The following is a 19231-nucleotide window of genomic DNA, read 5'->3' as shown; positions in this document are numbered from 1 at the left end:
TAGACTATTTGCCTATTCGTTCGTTTAACCGTATTTTCTGAATCACCTGTAACCCAACACCTCTGCCCTGTTTTTGCCCGTTTGTAATGGCTGACCGGTAATGGATCCCCCCGTAAAACCTGCTGATAGCCGCCTCTTCGGCGGCTGCCGCAAACGAAGCGAAATGCCTTACCGGTAATCCATAAGGCGTTTCCGTACGATCATCGAATGCAAAACCCGCCCCCAGCTCTGCTTCCAGTACCTCCGCGGCGGCTGTCGATATGACGCTGTGGCCGCTGGTATATTCCGGGAACGGCGGTGTTTGCAACAACGGCCGCCACTTTTCGTCCACGTAGGCGTTAATCACCGTTTCCGGCCTAATAAACTGACTGCGATACTTTTCGTCCCAGCAACTGATAAAGCCATCGAACAATGCAATGGAAGTGAGCAGGTACACCGACGAGGATTCGATCCAGCTCTTTCCTGCACGCTCCATAGCTTGTCCGGCAATCGAAATCCAATGGCCTCCGGGGGACAACTTCTTCGTTGCGAAGTTCAGATGCCCCTGTGTATTAAGATAGAACGGGTTGCAATCCCAGAAGCTGGCAATCAGGATGTCTTCCTTGCCGAGGTTTTGTGTCTTTTCATAAACTTCTCTCACCTCCTTCATAAACGCGCTAGCGGGTTCCGTACTGAATGCGGGCGGCGGAACGGGCTTGAATTGCGCCGCCGAATCGAGCGCAACGGGGCGGATCTGACTCCAATGAGGCTCCACGGCATCGATATAGCCTGGTGGTGTGGGCGTCCATTTGCCTTTTTCCTTACTATATGTATACCGGCGTTTTTTCCGCGTGGCAGCATAATTGTCGCGCGCCGACCATGCCAGAATGCTGTCGCTCACCATTTCACCCAGGCGCAGGGAGTTCTGGTAAACGGCCTCGTCGTGCTCGCCACAGCTCGCCAGAATATGCTCCGCACTGTCTTTGAGCATCGGTTCAGAAAAAACCAACCGCCCGCCAGTCCTGAAAAACGCATATAGTGCGGCCAGTTTATAATTGATTCCTTCCCGTCCGCGCGAAGTTTCGATCCTGGGAAATCCATTTGCCTGTCCGTAAAGACTCCGGTATCCTTCGTGGCCCAGCACAAGCGTTTCATAAGCTGCGGCATTGGCGTACAGGTAAATCCGGCTCGCAACCGGCGGGGAAAATATATCATGCACGATAACCCGCGTCAGATTCTGCTCCGCCCTATGCAGCAGCGCTGTTCTCGGTTGTGCATGCGCAGCTCCCGCGAGCATATATAATGCGTACGCGAACCATCTGAGGGCCCTATTCCCGATCACTTTTTCCATTCCAGCAAGACGGGCTGATCGTCATTAACGGTAAACAATATACGCTTTTTATTTAACAAAACCCCATTGCGAACATCGCCACCAGCCCATAAACCGGTTTCCGACGGAGCCAATGCCTCGAAACGGAAAGGGGCTATCTGCTTCAACACAGTTCCCACCGAGGCATCGCAAGGCCCGAGCTGGACCCGGTAAGGCGAGAAATTGCCTGCAAGAATCAGATCTGTTTTATTATCCCCGGTCAAATCCTGCGCGATAATGCTGCTTGTCCTCGAAAACTGGACTGCTTCCGGAAGCTCGTGTCGTTTGAACCCGAAGTTGCCCAAATTTTCCAGCACCATGCTGCTCAGTTCTTTGCAATACACTTTTCGGCTCTTTTCGACAGCGTCTTTACCAAAAACATCTTCGATCGCAGCATCGGCATAGCTGGCGTAGTTCGTGTATTTTCTTTTGAGGGCCGTCATCTGGTCGAGCATTTCGTCGCGGGAGAACATCGGGTAGCTCTTTCCTCCAATATAATAGGTACAAACAGGGTCGATCACGCCGTTTTTATCGAAATCGTCATAGTAGATCGCCACCGGCTTGTCGGGTGTTGGTTTATATTGGTTATTTAAACCCGCATTACCGAGTATGAAGTCGGGATCGCCGTCGCCGTCGAGGTCGGCAGCTTCCATCGCAGCCCACATGCCATCGGTATCTTTCAACTGTTCAGCGGCCTGCGCTTCAAAGGTGGTACCCGTGTTTTTAAAAGCCATAACGGGCATCCAGTCGCCTGCCAGGAGCAGGTCGGGCTTCGTATCGGCATTTAAATCCGAAAAAATGGCGGAGGTGACCATCCCGGGGTTGAGCAAAACGGGCACACTGGCAGTAATATCCGTAAATTTTACATTAAGCCCCTGAGTGTCATTCCGCAACAGATAACTCCTCGCCGGCATCGGGAACGAGCCGGGCACCGCGCGGCCTCCCACGAAAAGGTCGAGGTCACCGTCGCCATCCACGTCCGCAGCGGCAATGCATTGCTTTGGGTTGCGCATGGACGGCAGCGCCAGTACTTCCTCGCGGAAAACGCCCTGTCCATCATTCAAATACAGGTGATCGCGGTATTCGGGGGCATTTTCTTCGAACTCGTTTCCTCCACTCACCACGTACAAATCCAGGTCGCCGTCGCGGTCCGCATCGAAGAATAGCGCATTCACTTCCTCACAAATCACATTCTGGCGCCACGGCTGGGCAGCCGCGCCTTCAAATGTACCATCCTGTTTCTGAATGTAAAGCACACCAAACTGATGCGAAGCGCCGCCCAGGAAAACATCATCAAGGCCGTCGCCGTTTACATCGCCCTTCGCCAATGCCGGTCCCAGTCTTGAAAGCTGGTAGGGCAGCAACACTTCCACTTTAAAATCCACAAACTCATTCTCCTTATGCACAAAATCGATCCCGGAAGCCAGTGCGTCCACATGATGAAACCACGGCGCGGGTGAAGGGACATTATGTTTTGGACCAATAACACCAGCCTCCTCCTTCACTACCACCAGCCCAACCGGCTGATTGTTCAGGGAAGTAATCTTTCCCGAAGGCCATTCGATCGTTACCGAATCCGCTTTTCCGGCATTTCCCAGGCCGAAGTGCAAGTCTGTCGTCACCGTAGACTGGTAGCCGCGCACCGGGTAGAGTTCCGCATATTGCATCGTTCCGCCCGCATACACGCGCGCCTTCGCTCCGAATGCGTGCGAATTGGTGTTCATACCAATCAGGCGAAGTGTCAGGCCTTTTTTATTCGTTTGATTCTGATAGATCGAAACCGGATCGTTAATGTGCGAGATGATCATGTCCAGGTCGCCGTCGTCGTCAAAGTCGGCATAGGCAGCCGCATTGGAAACCGCCAGCTCGCTCATGCCCCATTTTTCGGAAACATCCTCGAAAGCAAAACTTCCCGATGCTCCATTATTCCTGAAAAGATAGTTCCGTAGCTTGTTGGAAGGCATTTTCTGAACCAGATCGTAGGTTTTGAAATTCAAATTCCCTTTACCTGCTTCCTTCATTTGTTCGTCGGCCACGGTGTATTTCAGGAAATCCATATTGGTAAAATCCCGCAAATAGCCATTGGTAATGAGGAGGTCCTTCCAGCCGTCGTTATCCAGATCGGCCATTAGTCCCGCCCAGCTCCAATCGGTATTGCTAATGCCTGCCAGCTGCCCTATTTCGCTGAAACGTGCATTGCCGGTGCCGTCTACTCCCCGGTTGAGGTGGAGCATATTGCGCATGTTCTGGTGGTAGTAACCGCTATCGAGTAGCAAATGGTACTGGTCGTACACATCCGGACCTTTGAGGAGCTTCTGCCGGTGGTTGTCCTCGGGAAGCATATCGAGCGTCAGCACATCGGGCAGGCCGTCGTTATTGAAATCGGCCACATCGGCACCCATCGAGAACTTAGAGACGTGGGTGAACGATTTGCGCAATGACTCTGTAAATGTGCCGTTCCGGTTGTTGACATAATAACAATCGACTTCGGTATAGTCACTCGTAGTGTAAAGATCCGGCCAGCCGTCCTGGTTGATATCCGCCACGACGACGCTTAGCCCAAAATTCAATGCATTATTGATAATACCTGCTTTCTTCGTCACATCCTGGAATTTGAGCTTTCCTTTTTCACTGATATTCTCAAAAAGCCGGTTGCCGAAATAGGGGTTCGGCGTCGCCCGCATTTCCCTCGTGTTCAGGAATGGGTTTACCGTGTGGTTGGAGTGGTTCAGAAGAAACATATCCAGGTCGCCATCTTTGTCATAATCAAAAAAAGCGGCCTGCGTCGATTGCGACCCAATTGCATTCAAACCTGCTTCCACGGCCACTTCTTTAAATACCGGCACGCCGCCTTTAACGCCCTGATTGATAAACAGCTCATTGTTCTTATCCGACAGCTTCCGGTAGAAACCCGAATGGCAAACGTAAATATCAGACAGGCCATCTCCATTCACATCGGCCACGCTCACGCCCGTCGCCCACTTGCCATTGCCTTCCACTTTGGCTTTACGGCTAATGTCTTCAAATGCGATACCTCCTTCACCTGAACGATTTAGAAACAGCTTATTCGGAACGGTATTTCCGGAAATGAAAAGATCGGGCTTGCCATCGGCATTGAAATCGCCCACACCGATCCCGTTTCCGTTGTAGAGATACTCATACCGGAAAATGTGCAGCGAATCGTTCTCCTCGATCCGGTTTGTGAAGTTCACCCCGGTTTCCTTTGGGGTAAGCTTTTTAAAAACAGGTTGAGAAAAAACGGGTATAGGCAGCAAAAACAACAGATAATAGAGTTTACCCATGCACTTCCGTTTATGAAATTATCAGATCAATTCCACTTGAAAATAAGCTCGTCGTCGCCAGGCTGCCTGTCGACATACATCAGGATGAGCGTCATCATCTCCTGATCGCTCCGCATATTGCCCGTCGACATCACCAGTTGCGGCGGATTGTGCGGGTTTGCCGGGTTACTCGCCGTATTATCGTATGTCGCTTCCACCGTCACCACGGCCCCCTTTGGCAGATGGACCGGTTTCTTATACTTATAAATCTCCTGCCAGCGAAAATCCCAGGCGGGTACATGCACGAGGCGCACGGTATCACCCGTCGCCAATGTCGCATAAGCCTTGAACTCCTTGCCCAGGTAATGCATGTGCGGCCATGCGTAAAGCAGGGAAATATCCGGCTGGTTGTTCGCAATGCGTAATTTAAAACTGTTCACCTCGTTGGCAAAGATCATCAGCGGCGGCGTGATCTCCTTTTCACCGATACCACCCGATCCGAGGCTGATTACCTTCACTTTGCGCTTGATCGGTGTTTTTTTGAAGAAAATATTTAACCCGTCAATACTTTGCGCATCCACCGAACTCGGGCCGAAATGTACGGTCAGCAACACCACGCCGCGTTTAGGCATAACCCAACCCATGTCCTCGGGGTATCCTTCGACAGTCGTTCCAGGGATCCAGCCGCCGTAGTAGGTCATTTCCTTTTTATACTTGACCCATTCATAATATTTATCGCCCTCAGGCCCGCTCAAATCGACGACATCGACCGTGTTATGCAAGTCCACCGAAGCGTCGGGCACGGGATGGATCGCAAAATTGGCGTGGTGGATCAGCTTTTTGTTGTTGGAAGTGAATTCAATGGCCTCCACATTCGCCTCCTGCGCCATTTCAAACGGGATTTTGAACATCACGAAACGCTCTTTCGTATCGCCTTTCAGCGTGAATGCCTCTTTCATGCTCAGTTTGAGGTCGGGCTTGCGCTTATAGGCAGTACCGGCGTCGAGGCGGGCTTGCAGGTCCTGTTCGCCTTTGAGGTTGACCTTGCCCTTGGGTGTGCCGCCCTCGATCCAGCCGACGATGGTTTTGATATCTTTTTCGCTCAGCGAGCGATCATTTGCAAAGGAATTGTAGTGATTATCGGCCTTCCACGGCGGCATATACCGCGAGCTGACGACCTGTTTAATGAATTTGGAACGTTTAGAAACGTCCTCGAAAGTTACGAGGGGAAATGGGGCTGCTTCACCCGCACGATGGCACGGTACGCAGTTAACGTGAATAATCGGTTGTACATCCTTATAGAACTCGGGAGCCTGGCCTGCACACCAATCACACAACAACAAAAAAACCAGAACAAGGCCTTTTCGGAACAACATGGTAATGAGTGGGTTTAACTCATGCAATTTAAGAACTTTAAATTAAATTTTAAGAAAATTTAATAATTGGGCCACAAAAATACATGTCACTTTTAGCCACATCACTGTTAACCGTGAAACTTAGGAATTGGATTCCTAAATTTACAGTGTTACCTCAGCACAATCGCCGTCCCAGCACCGCCTGCAACCGCATTCGCCAATTCATCCGCATGGCAAATGATCACCTGCTTTACCCCCGAATGCAATGCAGCAAATGCATTGTCGAGCTTTGGGATCATACCTTTATTAATAGCGCCGGTAGATTTATACTCTTCATAAGTAGCGGGAACCAGCCTGCTGATCACCGCATCGTCGTCGTCGGGATCGGACAGAACGCCTTTTTTCTCGAAACAATAGATCAGGGTCACTTCAAATGCTCCGGACATGGCCACGGCAGTGGCGGAAGCCATGGTATCGGCATTCGTGTTCAGTAGCAGGCCTTCGGCGCTGTACGTTAATGGGGCGATAATGGGTGTGAGCCCGCTGGACAGGATAGCGTTGATCTGCTCGCCATTCACGGCTTCGATGTCTCCCACAAATCCGTAATCGATCGTTTTGACCGGGCGCTTCACCGAACGTATGATCCCGCCGTCAGCGCCGGTGAGGCCGATTGCATTGCAGCCGCTTGCCTGGAGTTGCGCTACGAGGGTTTTGTTAACCAGTCCGCCATAGACCATCGTTACCACATCCAGCATCGGCTTGTCGGTAATGCGGCGACCGTCCACCATTTGTGTCTCGATCTGCAATTTCGCGGCGATCTGGGTCGCAACTTTGCCTCCGCCGTGCACGAGGATTTTGGGGGCATCGAGCTGCGCGAAAGCTTTCAGGAAACGGGCACATGCTTCCGGATTATCGATCACATTACCGCCGATCTTGACTACGTATAAGGCTTGGGACATGTTAATAACTGTTAACTATTCTGAATTTGAGGCGACAAAGGTAGTAAAGTCGCGAAACGGTGAAAAGGGAATTTTATATCATGAATTTTTTTGTGAAAATTACGTTGGTTAAGAAAGCTCTATCAAAATTATAGATTGATCGGCCGGCCCATTCCGGTTGGCAAAAGCCATTACCCCAAACATCGACATGAAACGCGGTATCATACTCATTCTCAGCATTTGTCTTTTCGTAACCGGCTTCGCGCACGCGCAGGTCCAAAAGGCAAAAGCGCATTGGACTTATAGTTTTTCCAAACCGGAAGTCAAAAAAGGCGAAACGGTCGACTTGGTTTTCACCGCAACCATCGACAAGGACTGGTACATGTATTCCTCCGATTTCGACCCGGACCTTGGCCCGATGCTAACGACATTTACATTCGAAAAGAACAAAACTTTCGAACTGGTCGGCAAGCTGAAACCGCAGAATCCCAAGACCAAATTTGAAGAAGTATGGCAGGGAAATGTGCGCTATTTTGAAGGAAAAGGCGTTTTCAAGCAAACAGTTAAAATCCTGGCCGACAACCCGGTTATCAAAGGGACGTCCGAATACCAGACTTGCAGCCATATTAACGGCCTATGCATTCCGGGAGGAGAGGATTTTGAATTCAAAGGATTAAAAGTCGCTGCCGCCGGTTCCGCAGCAACTGAACAGCCCTCAGTAGGCGCTACGAAACCCGCTACCGAACCAGCCGCAACACCGGCAACAGTAGCAACCGCTCCTGCCGACACTGCCATCACCGTTACAGCCAGCGACAGTCCCGAAAAAGCCGATAGCTCCACGGCCATCAAAGCCACCGCGCCCGAAGCTTCTCAAAAAGGATTTACTGAAACACCCGCCGCGAGTGGTTCGCTGTTGGCCTTCGCACTGGCTGCATTTTTATCGGGACTTGTCGCATTGCTAACTCCCTGCGTCTTCCCGATCATTCCGATGACCGTCAGCTTTTTCACCAACCAGGAGCGGGGCAAATTCAAGGCATTTTTATATGGCATTTCGATTATCCTCATCTATACATTAATAGGTACCGTCGTGTCGCGGCTGAATGGCCCGGCATTTGCCAACTTTCTCAGCACGCACTGGCTGCCTAACCTGCTGTTTTTCGCGATTTTCATCACATTCGGACTCTCGTTTCTTGGCTTGTTCGAAATCGTGTTACCAAGTGGTTTTGTGAATAAAATGGATCAGAAAGCGGATCAGGGCGGTTATGCCGGGGTTTTCTTTATGGCATTTACACTGGTGCTCGTCTCATTTTCCTGCACCGGCCCCATCGTCGGCAGCTTGCTCGTCGCTTCCGCAGGTGGCGAAGTGGTGAAACCGATCGTGGGTATGGCGGCATTCTCGGCTGCTTTTGCAATCCCGTTCACATCTTTTGCATTGTTCCCGCAATGGCTGAAATCCCTACCCAAATCGGGCGGCTGGCTGAATACCGTTAAAGTGGTTTTAGGGTTCCTGGAATTGGCATTGGCATTGAAGTTTTTCAGCATCGCCGACCAGGTTTACCATTGGCATTTGCTCGATCGTGAGATTTACCTCGCATTCTGGATCGTCATTTTCGCGCTTCTGGGCTTCTATTTGCTAGGGAAAATCCGCACGCCGCACGATTCTCCCTTGGAAAAAGTGAGCGTACCACGGTTGCTGCTTTCCATTATCACCTTTACGTTCGTGGTATATATGCTCCCGGGCATGTGGGGCGCGCCCTTGAAAGCATTGGCCGGTTACCTGCCTCCGCAGTCTACATTGGATTTTGATTTAAATAAAAGGACAGCCGCCGCTTCTACTTCCGGCGTTTCAGGCGAGGCACGCAAGTATGCCGACCTGTTTCATTTACCGCACGAACTGGAAGGTTTTTTCGATTACAAAGAAGCATTAGCCTATGCCAAAAAGGTCAACAAACCCGTTTTCATCGACTTCACCGGCCACGGCTGCGTCAACTGCCGCGAAATGGAAGCCCGCGTCTGGGTGGACCCGGCGGTACTGCAGCGCCTGAACAACGACTATGTGATTGTCGCCCTCTACGTCGACGACAAAACCGAGCTGCCCGAATCGCAATGGTATACTTCAAAATATGATAATAAAGTGAAGAAAACCATCGGCGCGCAGAATGCCGACCTGCAAATTGTGAAGTACAACAATAATGCACAGCCGCATTACTGCCTGGTAGATCATGAAGGCAACCTGCTCGTAGCGCCTAAAAACTACGACCTCGATCCGGCGAAATTTGCTTCGTTTCTGGATAGCGGGAAGGCGGCGTTTGGGAAGAAGTAGGCGTCGGTTTGCGCTGTATAGAACTTATCCCCTATCATTACGGGATTTTTCTAAACGCTATTTTTAAAAAACCGACCGAAACTATGCTCAAACGCTGGCTTACCGCGCTGACGCTACTCACCACCTCAACGATTTTTGCCCAAACTATCCGACCACCCGCCACGCCGCTGGTGACCATTGATCCCTACACCAGCGTATGGTCCTTCGGCGATCAGCTTTCGGGCTCCACCACCAAACACTGGACCGGCAAGCCGCATCCGATGGACGGTCTTATCCGTGTCGATGGCAAGACTTACCGCTTCCTGGGCGCAGCGACTGCTGAGGTGAAAACCATCCTGCCAACCGCCAAGCAGGAAGCCTACACCGCCAAATTCACCACCACCAAGCCCGACCCGAAATGGTGGTTCAAAGACGGCTACAACATCAGCACCTGGAAACAGGGACCTGCACCATTCGGTACGCACGACCGCAATGACGCCATGCTCAAAGGCGGGACCGAATTCCCGCAGGAACTCTGGTATCGCCGCGATTTTAATCTTGCAAACGTCGATTTCGAAAAGCCGGTCCTGAATATCTTCCACGACGACGATGTGCAGGTATTCATCAACGGTGTGCCCGCTTACGATTGCGCGCCTTGCTTTACGGGTGATTATGAGTTCAGACCGATTAGTCCGGCTGCGGCGAAAGCATTGAAAAAAGGCAAAAATACGCTGGCCGCTTATGTGAAAAATGGCGCTGGACCGGGATATATTGATATTGGCCTGGCCGACGAAATTGCTCCAAAAGGGGCCGATGCCATTGCATTGGCGAAACAGATCGGTTTTGAAATGAAGGCAACCCAATCCGTCTATCGTTTTGAGGCGGGCGCGGTGCAGCTGACCGTACGATTTGTCGCTCCATTGATCGCAAAGGATCTGGATTTGCTTTCGCGTCCGGTGAATTATGTGATTTATGAAGTAAAATCAGCCGACGGAAAGCAGCATGACGTCAGCATTCTGAACTCCGTTTCCGGGCTTTGGGCTACAAACGACGCGAGTCAGTCGGTTACCGGCAAAGAGGCGAATCAAGACGGCCTAACGACATTATCCCTCGCTAATGCGGTTCAAAACCCGCTGGCCAGAAAAGGCGACGATGTCCGAATCGACTGGGGCCAGGCCTATCTCGCAGCTCCGCAAGGCACTGTGAAGGGTTCAGCAATCAGTTTATCGACTGATTTAATAAAAGAATTTGCTTCCAAAGGCACATTGAGCGTTGACCAGGCTGGTGCCGCTCCTGCGGATACAAAATCAATGGGTTTGATATTGAATGCAGGAAAGGTAGGTGCGGAAAGTAAATCGCTCCATGCATTGCTGGCTTATGACGATGGCTATTCGGTTCAGTATTTTGGCCAAAACCTGCGTCCGTGGTGGAACCGTGACGGCAACAAAACCATTGGCGGAGAATTGAAAAGCGCAGAAACCGATTTTGCGAAAATCCTTCAAAGCTGCGAAGAAACCGACAAGACGATCTACGACGATGCATTCAAAGCCGGAGGAAAACAATATGCCGAACTCTGCGTGCTAGCCTACCGTCAGGCCATTTCCGCGCACAAACTCGTAGCCGATCCAACTGGCACGCCATTGTTTTTCTCGAAAGAAAATTTCAGCAATGGCTCTATTGGAACGGTTGATGTTACTTATCCATCGGCGCCACTCTTCCTGCTTTACAACCCGACGCTGCTCAAAGGCATGCTCGAACCTATTTTCTATTATTCCGAAAGCGGCAAATGGACCAAACCGTTCGCCGCGCACGATGTCGGCACATACCCGCTCGCGAACGGACAGACGTACGGTGAGGACATGCCCGTGGAAGAATCCGGCAATATGCTCATTCTCACCTACGCCATTTGCAAAGCCGAGGGAAGCACCGATTTCGCCAAAAAACACTGGAAAACGCTCAGCATTTGGGCAAATTATTTGAAAAAAGAAGGCTTCGACCCTGCTAACCAGCTCTGCACCGACGATTTTGCAGGCCATTTGGCACGGAACACCAACTTATCGATTAAGGCCATTATGGGTCTGGCCTGCTACGCAAAAATGGCCGAACAACTCGGAGAGTCCAAAGAAGCAACGGAAGTGAATGCATTAACCAAAGACTTCGCCCAAAAATGGATGCAAATGGCCGCCGACGGCGATCATTACGCGTTGACGTTCGACAAAAAGGGTACTTGGAGCCAGAAATACAACCTTGTTTGGGATAAACTTCTCGGCCTGAATGTGTTTCCGAAAACAGTAGCTCAGAAAGAGATCGCCTATTATCTAACCAAACAGCAACCTTTCGGCCTCCCGCTGGACAGCCGCAAGACCTACTCCAAATCTGATTGGATCATCTGGACGGCCACCATGGCCGAAAAGCCCGAGGATTTCCAGGCGTTAATACAGCCCGTTTACAAATTTGCAAATGGTACTTCGGACCGCATTCCGCTGTCGGACTGGCATGAAACGACCAATGGAAAGTCGGTCGGATTTCGGGCAAGATCTGTGGTTGGGGGGTATTGGATGAAAGTGCTTGGGGAGAAGTGGGAGTGATAATAAGTTAGATCGATGTCACCCTGAGCACTTGCAAAAATGTCAGTCTGAGCGAAGTCGAAAATGTCAGTCTGAGCACTTGCAAAAATGTCAGTCTGAGCGAAGTCGAAAATGTCACCCTGAGCACTTGCAAAAATGTCAGTCTGAGCGAAGTCGAAAATGTCACCCTGAGCACTTGCAAAAATGTCAGTCTGAGCGAAGTCGAAGACAGTCCATACGGCACCGTGAACATCGCGCCGGGCCCTTCGACTTCGCTCAGGGTGACATTCCTGATAGACTTAAATCATCTCAAAAATCATAACTAACTCCCTCCGGCAGTGCTTCGACAGCGACTTTCATCCATTTTCCTTTGATTTTGATCACTACGATGTCACGGTCTTTATCGTAGAAGATCGTCCCGTCCCCGCCGTTTTTCAGTTCCTTGTAATTGACATATTTGGCGTCCTTCTCCGCATTCTGTTCGTCATCACCGGCCGGTTTTGTGGTTGAAATATCTTCTTTTCCAATAGCGCCGAGGGTTAATGCATTGGTCAGTTTCAGCGAACCATAGAACAATGCCTTATCCCGCCCGAACATAAAGGAATGCTGCCGAACGTCGGAGCCGATTTTGAACCAGTTATAGGCCGTTTCATCGTGGTTATACACCGTGGAGTAATAGTAAAGCTCCGCCACCGGCCTCTCCGCCTCCACGTGTTTGTTGACGAGCATGGTAATGCGGGATTTATCGTCTTTGGCATACCCTTCAAACACATGGTAACCCCAGCGTTTCCTGTTCCGCTCCTCGGCATTACCCCGGACCTGGATCATATACGGCGTGCTCAGGATACCGTTTACGGTCGTGTACATCGGCGTTTTACCAGGGACAAATCCAAAGCTATATCCCCGCTCTTTCCATCGGAACCAGGTTGTGTCAATGTCGGAACGCAGTTCTACCCGGCGAAAATCTGATTGTTCGCTTCCTTTCACAAGTTGGATATAGCGGCTTCGCAGACCTGCTTCCGGGGCCTGTTGGGCGCGGGCGGCCATGCCTGAAAGCAGCATCAGCACTGAGAGAATGTGGTTTTTCATATTGTGAATGTAGAACATATATTAAAATATCTTCCGCCTTGGGCGGGTATGCATGACGGGTTGGCCTGGCTGGTGACTTTCTGCTTCCTTGTAAATCTAACGCTCAATGTTAAATCTGCAAGGATGATCGCCGGTCATTCATTGATAAAAGCCGCCCACTCATTGGTCTTCCGAAAACAGATTAAATGAGATCATAACAAAGCCTTCTGCTGAAACAAGTCGTGTTTCTGACTTGACAAGTATTAAGTTATAACTTAACTTTATGACAAAGTTCAGCATTCGGTTATCAAGTAAGGTGTCATCGACAAGAATCAAACTTTTCAAGCTGGCCATTAACCAGATTTGCCCAATCGACGAGTTTGAAAAAGTTATGAGGCGCGATGCCGTGTTAAATTTTGAAATTGAAAAGATTTATTCAACCATTGAAGATTCATGCAATCTTGTAACGTTGCCTAAAACGATTTTTCGCCAATTGAAGCTCGGAAAATTGCCCTACCAGCTTTACGAGGCTAAAAGTAAGCACTTACGCTTCTATCTCTTCAAGCTGGAAAAAACAGGAAGGGTAATTTTAATTGGTGGTCGCAAGACTGACCAGAAAGCGGATTTTAAATATCTGGAACGACTATTAAAGGAGATTCATTCACAGGGAATTTAACCACAAGAACTTATGACAGAACGCGAGGAAATTTTGCGAGGTAGCGGATACTGGCTCGCAAAAGTACAGATTCAGGTTTTCAACCTACTCAACACCTACATGGAGGAAAATAACCTGACCCAGAAGCAGGTGGCAGAGAAATTAAATGTCTCGCCTTCCTACGTGTCTCAAATTCTAAATGGCAATTTCAATTTCACCATTTCCAAGTTGATTGAGCTGGCATTGCTCGTTGGGAAGGCGCCTATTATTAAATTTGAGACGATTGAACAAATTTTGAATGCCGAGGCAGCGCAAAGGCAGGTAGAAGGCAAATCCAAAAAGAAGAAAGCTCCTAACTTAAACGGCACAGTTCCAAATATCACCGTTCGTTAGATTTACCGACCGACATGCCTGAATTCCGGCCCTACGAAATCTCCTTCAACCGAAAACCCAATTTCCGGGTCAGATACCGGCTGTATTCCTATGAAGAAGGTGGCCGGTACAGTCCTGCATCGCAGCATTACAGATGTAACTTCCACTACAAGAATGACGGTAAGTTCAAGCATTCGCTCTACATGATCTGGCCGGAGTTCGAAGATGAGAATGGTCGCATACTAGATGAAACAGAATACGCTCCAATGTCTGGCACTGCACGAATGTGGATAGTCAGCAATGAGTTCATCCCCTACCATAAGGAATTTTTGAAAGTTGGAACGATTGGGTATTTTCAAGAAGGTGGTAGGAAGGTTGGAGAATGTGAGGTGATTGAATTATTTGAATTTTAAGTCAAATTGGTCTCACTCCCTTCATTTGGCAAGTCCGAGCTGTCAGCGATTTTGTTTTCTTACAATTATAACCGGCGGATAATCGTATCAACACCTCCTTGCATTTCTCCCAGCACTTCCCCAACTTACGCTTTCCTTAAACATTATCTATCATGAAAAAGCTTCAAGTTTTTGCCCTGCTATGGTGTGGGTGTTTCGAAAGTCCCCCGAACGCTGATAATGGCGTTAGGACACCTAATGCAGGGCATTTCATTCATCCTAACACATTATCATCATGACACCATCAACACACATTCCCGAATCTGAGGATTCGGTTTGCCTAGCCTACGGCAGGCAAGTAAAGGAACTGTTAAACGCAGGCAGCCCTTCCGAAATGCGGGAGCACCTATGGTCGATTTACAGCGATGCAATGGCGTTCCAGCAGGAGGCTGGCTACAACCCGCGTGTTAGTGACATTTTCATGACTTTCAGGGAGCTGGTGTTTTTCATGCAGCGCATTGAGAGTGTGAGAGCTTAAATGACTCGCGCCCCTGTCATCCTGAGCGCAGTCGAAGGATAATTGCACGATGCTCATTGGCATCTCGCAATGCACTTCGACTTCGCTCAGTGTGACACTAGCGGGGCGCATTCATTGATAGAACGAGGCGCTTGTATTGGATTATTTTCTTATCAGCTGCGTCTCGAAACTTCTACGCCTCCAAAACCATCTCCTCCTTAGCCTTCTGTTTCTTCCCCTTCGCAAACCGCTCCTTAATCCTATCCACCACATAGTAAGCGCTAGGCACCAGGAACAGCGTCAGCAGCAACGAGCTTGTCAAACCACCAATAATCACCCACGCCATACCATTCTTCACCTCAGCCCCATCACCTGATGCGAGGGCGATAGGCAACATACCGGCGATCATGGCAATGGTCGTCATCAAAATCGGGCGGAGACGTTCTTTGCCAGCTTCGATGAGGGCTTCTTTTAATGCAAAACCTTCTTCTTTCAGCTGGTTGGCGAAGTCGACGATCAGGATCGCGTTTTTGGCTACCAATCCGAGAAGCATAATCATACCCACGATCGAGAAGATCGTTAAACTTTCCATCGTAAGTGCGAGGGCGGTGAGCGCACCGACCAATGCAACCGGGATCGAGAAGAGCACGACGAACGGGTAAATGGTACTTTCGTAAAGCGCCACCATGATGAGGTAGATCAACACGATACCCAGCACCAATGCGGCTCCGAGGCTGCCGAATGCGTCGGCCTGGTTTTTCAAATCGCCGCGGTACTCGATGCTGATGCCTTCCGGCAGTTTCACTTTCGCCATTTTGGCCTGAATGTCGGCGCCGATGGAACCGGATGGACGGCCTACTACCTGCGAATTAATGGTAATGGATGACAGACGGTCGATACGCTGCAACACGCTTTCGCCCATTCCTTCCCGGATCGTCGCAAATTGCGACAGTTCGAATGTCTGGCCGGAGCTGTTTACAAACGTCAGGTGACGGATGTCGTCGGCTTTGGAGCGGTCGAACTGGTCGAGATTAACCATAATGTCGTATTCCTTGCCTTTCTGTTTGAATTTCGACCGGTCGTCGCCGCGGAATGCAGTTTGCAATGTGGCTCCCACTTCGGCGGCATTGATGCCTAGTTGGGCCATTTTCTCGCGGTCAAGGGTTACACCGACCTCCGGTTTGGGATCATCCACCGAGTAATCAACGTTGGAAGAACCCGGTACGGATGCCACGATGTCTTTCACCTGTGCAGCAACTTTTCGGATCACTGCCATGTCGGTACCTTTTACGGCCACCTGGATTGGTGCCTGGTTGGCATTACCGGTAATGGAAGTCGGTGCGACGGTCACTTTTACGCCCGGGATTTGCAGGATTTCTTTTTGAATACCCTGACCAAATTCTTCGGACGATATGGTGCGCTCTTTTTTATCCACCAATTGAACCGTCAGATCCGCAATGTTACTGTTCGAAGTGGTCCCCAAACCAGTGCTGCTATAACCGACGTTGGTAAATACCCTGGTTACCTCCGGTTTAGCCAAAAGGATTTTCTCAACACGTTGCGCTACCTGATTGGTTTGGTAAACCGACGCTGTCGGCGCCAATTCGATCGACACATTCAACTCACCCCGGTCGCTTTGCTGCATGAATGCCGCTCCCACGAATCCGCCCGGTACCAATGCAATGGACCCGACGATCAATACGATTGAAAGCAGGAAAATGTAGCGTTTGTGGCCGAGTACCCAGGTCAATATCCTTCCGTATTCTTCTTTGATATTATCCAGGAATTTTTCAAAACCAATGTTCAAACGTCCCCAAAGGCTGTTTTTATCCAAGACTTCCAACTTACCAAAACGGGAGGCAAGCAAGGGAGTCAATGTAAAGGACACGAGTAAACTCATCAATGTCGAGAATACGACTACGAGCGAGAATTCGCGGAGGATGTTACCGATAAGGCCCTGCGTCAATGCAAGCGGCACGAATACCACGACGTCCACAAGGGTAATCGCCAAAGCGGTGAAACCGATCTCTGCCCGGCCGTCCAATGCGGCCTGCCAGCGGCTTTTGCCCATTTCAAGGTGGCGGTTAATGTTTTCCAAAACCACAATGGAGTCATCGACGAGGATACCTACCACGAGCGATAGCGCCATGAGCGTCATCAGGTTCAGCGAAAAGCCCATTACGCTCATCAGAATGAACGTCGGGATCATCGACGACGGCAATGCCACAAGGATGAACATCGAGCTCCGGAAGCTGTGCAGAAACAAAAGCATTACTACGGACACGATCAGAACCGCCAGTCCAAGGTCAAACACCACCGCGTCGGCAGAAGCTAATGTGTAAATCGACTGATCGGAAGCAATGTTGAATTTCAAACCCTGCGACGCATATTGTTTTTCCAAACCCGTCAAACGCTCGCGGGTGAGCTTGCTCACATCCACGGCATTGGCGTCAGATTGTTTCTGGATCTGCAATGCCACCGACGGGCGACCATTAATGTGGTTTACAGCCGTTGCATCGGCCGCGCCGTCGTACACTTCCGCAATGTCGCGCAGGAAGATCTGTCCGCCATTCGACGAGCGGCCTACGATTACATTTCTAAGGTTTTCAACCGTCGTCAGTTTCGCGTCGAAACGGATCGAAAGCTGGTCGTCCTGGGTTTTCACCTGGCCGGCGGGATAGGAAGTATTCGCATTGTTAATCGCAGCCGAAACCTGGCTGATCGACAAATGGTAAGCCTTCAATTTATCCTGACTGATATTCACCTGAATCTGGCGCTCTGTGCCACCAATAATAGTCACCTGGCCCACGCCACTCACGTTCGAAAGCTGTGGTTTCAGCTTGTCGTCGATCAAATCGTACAGTTGGGAGGGCGACAAATTCGCGGTAACACCCATTCTCAAAACCGGGATTTCGTCGGTTGAGAATTTGTTGATCACGGGGCGGTCGGCATCGTCCGGAAGCAGTGAAATCACTTGCTCCACTTTCCGCTGCGCTTCCTGTTGCGCCAGATCGACGCTAATGCCTTGTTTCAACTGAATAATCACGGACGATACACCTTCCTGTGAAGTGGAGTTGATCTGGTCCAGCCCTTCAATGGCCGATACCGCGTCCTCGATATGCTTCGTCACGTTCGTTTCGACCTCATCCGCGGAAGCCCCGCGGTAGGTCGTCATCACGCTCACAACATTGGCCTCGAATTTAGGCAGAAGGTTGTAAGACAACTGGTTATAGCTGATCAAACCGAACAGTATCAATACGACGAATACTACGGTGATGAAGAGCGGTCTTTTTACGGCTACTTCAGTAATTGACATAATGCTTTCAGTTTGCTGATGAAACTTATTTTGTAATGGTCACCGCCGCGCCTTCGCTCAGGTTGATCTGTCCGGTAGTAACCACCGTTTCGCCCGATTTCAAGCCAGCCAACACTTCCACATTGTCGCCCACTTCGCGACCTACTTCGATCTTCCGCTGTTTTGCCACGCCGCCTTCCACCACGTACACATACGGGTTACGCACGCTTTCCACGAGCGCGCTGCGCGGGATGAGGAGCGATTGCGCACTGCTCTTTTGCTGGAATTCAACAGTGACGAATGTACCGGCTTTCAGCTCGGTTGAGTTCTTCACCACAATTTCCACCGGATAATTGTGTGATTCGTCGCCTTGTGGCGCAATGTAGGAGATCACGCCGTCGATTTTTTTACCGGGGAAAATGCTGGTGCTCACCTGCACGTGCTGGCCTTCTTTGAGTTTATACACATCATTTTCGTTGATCATCACCTGCACTTTCAGGCGCGATACGTCCAGGATGGTACCGAGCGAAGTACCGACATTCACAAACTCACCCGGCTCGATGTTTTTCTTTACAATGCGGCCGCTGATAGGCGCCTGAATGGACGCGTCGCTGATCTGTTGTTTGATCTGCTCGGCCTGGTTCAATGCATTGTCGTAGTTGTATTTGGTATCGTTCACCTGCACTTCGGTCGCCGCATTACCTGCCAACAGTTTGGAATAACGGTCAGTGTCCTTTTTCAATTTATTGATATTCAACTCGGTAGCTTCAAGCGACAGCTCTTTTAATTTGCTATCCACTTTCACAAGCGTTGCGCCTTGCGACACATGCGTACCAAGCTCATATTTCACAGACAATACCTTTCCAGCAGCAGTGGCCATAATTTCGGCCTGTTTATAAGGAATAAGGCTACCGGTACGAACGAGTTGCTGATCGGCGCTGCCTTCCTTTACCGCAATGGCCGTTACCGGAATGGTTACATTCTTGTTGTCCGGCATTTTCTTCTTTTCGTCGATCTTCGCCTTGTTGGCAACAAGTCGCACGCCGATCAAAACGCCTATAATGACGATGGAACCGATGATGATGAGTTTTCGCTTCATAATTTTGAATGACTGAATGACCGAATGACTGAATGTCGAATG

General features: G+C 50.0%; 13 protein-coding genes. 6 read left to right on the top strand and 7 right to left on the bottom strand.

The genetic code is table 11. The annotated features are described in order from the left end of the window. Positions 1-4 precede the first annotated feature (4 nt). From AAHB90_RS09770 to argB, 4 genes are all read right to left on the bottom strand, one after another. Positions 5-1330 (bottom strand): vanadium-dependent haloperoxidase, encoded by a 1326-nt coding sequence (locus AAHB90_RS09770; protein ID WP_342084761.1) that lies wholly within the window; start codon positions 1328-1330, stop codon positions 5-7. Continuing rightward, entirely contained in the window at positions 1318-4650 is a 3333-nt protein-coding gene (locus AAHB90_RS09765; RefSeq protein ID WP_342084759.1) for a VCBS repeat-containing protein, read from the bottom strand. Before AAHB90_RS09765 ends, AAHB90_RS09770 begins: the two co-directional genes overlap by 13 nt. A 26-nt stretch (positions 4651-4676) precedes the next feature. Then, positions 4677-6005, bottom strand: a complete 1329-nt coding sequence (locus AAHB90_RS09760) for a cytochrome c (protein WP_342084758.1) — start codon at positions 6003-6005, stop codon at positions 4677-4679. 149 nt (positions 6006-6154) lie between these two features. Next, positions 6155-6943, bottom strand: coding sequence for an acetylglutamate kinase (gene argB / locus AAHB90_RS09755; protein WP_342084757.1), 789 nt, complete (start codon positions 6941-6943; stop codon positions 6155-6157). A 187-nt stretch (positions 6944-7130) separates the two neighbouring features. Between argB and AAHB90_RS09750 the strand changes: the two genes are divergently transcribed. Next, positions 7131-9245 carry a protein-disulfide reductase DsbD family protein gene (locus AAHB90_RS09750; RefSeq protein WP_342084755.1) on the top strand — a complete coding sequence of 705 codons (2115 nt, stop codon included), beginning with the start codon at positions 7131-7133 and terminating at the stop codon, positions 9243-9245. An 83-nt stretch (positions 9246-9328) separates the two neighbouring features. After that, positions 9329-11812: a glutaminase family protein gene (locus AAHB90_RS09745; RefSeq protein WP_342084754.1), complete on the top strand. Its 2484-nt coding sequence runs from the start codon at positions 9329-9331 to the stop codon at positions 11810-11812. Positions 11813-12100: 288 nt separating this feature from the next. On the opposite strand, the gene AAHB90_RS09740 is transcribed toward AAHB90_RS09745, so the two are convergent. After that, positions 12101-12880, bottom strand: a complete 780-nt coding sequence (locus AAHB90_RS09740) for a hypothetical protein (RefSeq protein WP_342084752.1) — start codon at positions 12878-12880, stop codon at positions 12101-12103. 262 nt (positions 12881-13142) lie between these two features. Here AAHB90_RS09740 and AAHB90_RS09735 point away from each other — a divergent pair, with 262 nt between their 5' ends. From AAHB90_RS09735 to AAHB90_RS09720, 4 genes are all read left to right on the top strand, one after another. Continuing rightward, a complete protein-coding gene (locus AAHB90_RS09735; RefSeq protein WP_342084751.1) occupies positions 13143-13535 on the top strand; it encodes a hypothetical protein in 393 nt (130 codons plus the stop codon). A 12-nt stretch (positions 13536-13547) separates the two neighbouring features. Further along, entirely contained in the window at positions 13548-13907 is a 360-nt protein-coding gene (locus tag AAHB90_RS09730) for a helix-turn-helix domain-containing protein (protein WP_342084749.1), read from the top strand. Positions 13908-13921: 14 nt separating this feature from the next. Further along, complete coding sequence (locus AAHB90_RS09725; protein WP_342084748.1) at positions 13922-14299, top strand: hypothetical protein; 378 nt, start codon at positions 13922-13924, stop codon at positions 14297-14299. 274 nt (positions 14300-14573) lie between these two features. Beyond that, positions 14574-14816: a hypothetical protein gene (locus AAHB90_RS09720; protein ID WP_342084747.1), complete on the top strand. Its 243-nt coding sequence runs from the start codon at positions 14574-14576 to the stop codon at positions 14814-14816. Positions 14817-14988: 172 nt separating this feature from the next. Here AAHB90_RS09720 and AAHB90_RS09715 read toward each other — a convergent pair whose 3' ends face one another. Together AAHB90_RS09715 and AAHB90_RS09710 are read right to left on the bottom strand one after the other, a co-directional pair. Further along, on the bottom strand, positions 14989-18111 hold the full coding sequence (locus AAHB90_RS09715; protein ID WP_342084746.1) for an efflux RND transporter permease subunit: 3123 nt from the start codon (positions 18109-18111) through the stop codon (positions 14989-14991). Positions 18112-18136: 25 nt separating this feature from the next. Beyond that, the gene (locus AAHB90_RS09710; protein ID WP_342084745.1) at positions 18137-19189 is read right to left on the bottom strand and encodes an efflux RND transporter periplasmic adaptor subunit; all 1053 of its coding nucleotides are present in this window, start codon (positions 19187-19189) and stop codon (positions 18137-18139) included. Between the last annotated feature and the right edge of the window lie 42 nt (positions 19190-19231).

The organism is Dyadobacter sp. OTU695, from assembly GCF_038440355.1.
GTDB lineage: Bacteria > Bacteroidota > Bacteroidia > Cytophagales > Spirosomataceae > Dyadobacter.
The sequence above is the reverse complement of the archived record's forward strand: the minus strand, read 5'-3'. Positions and strand labels throughout refer to the sequence as shown.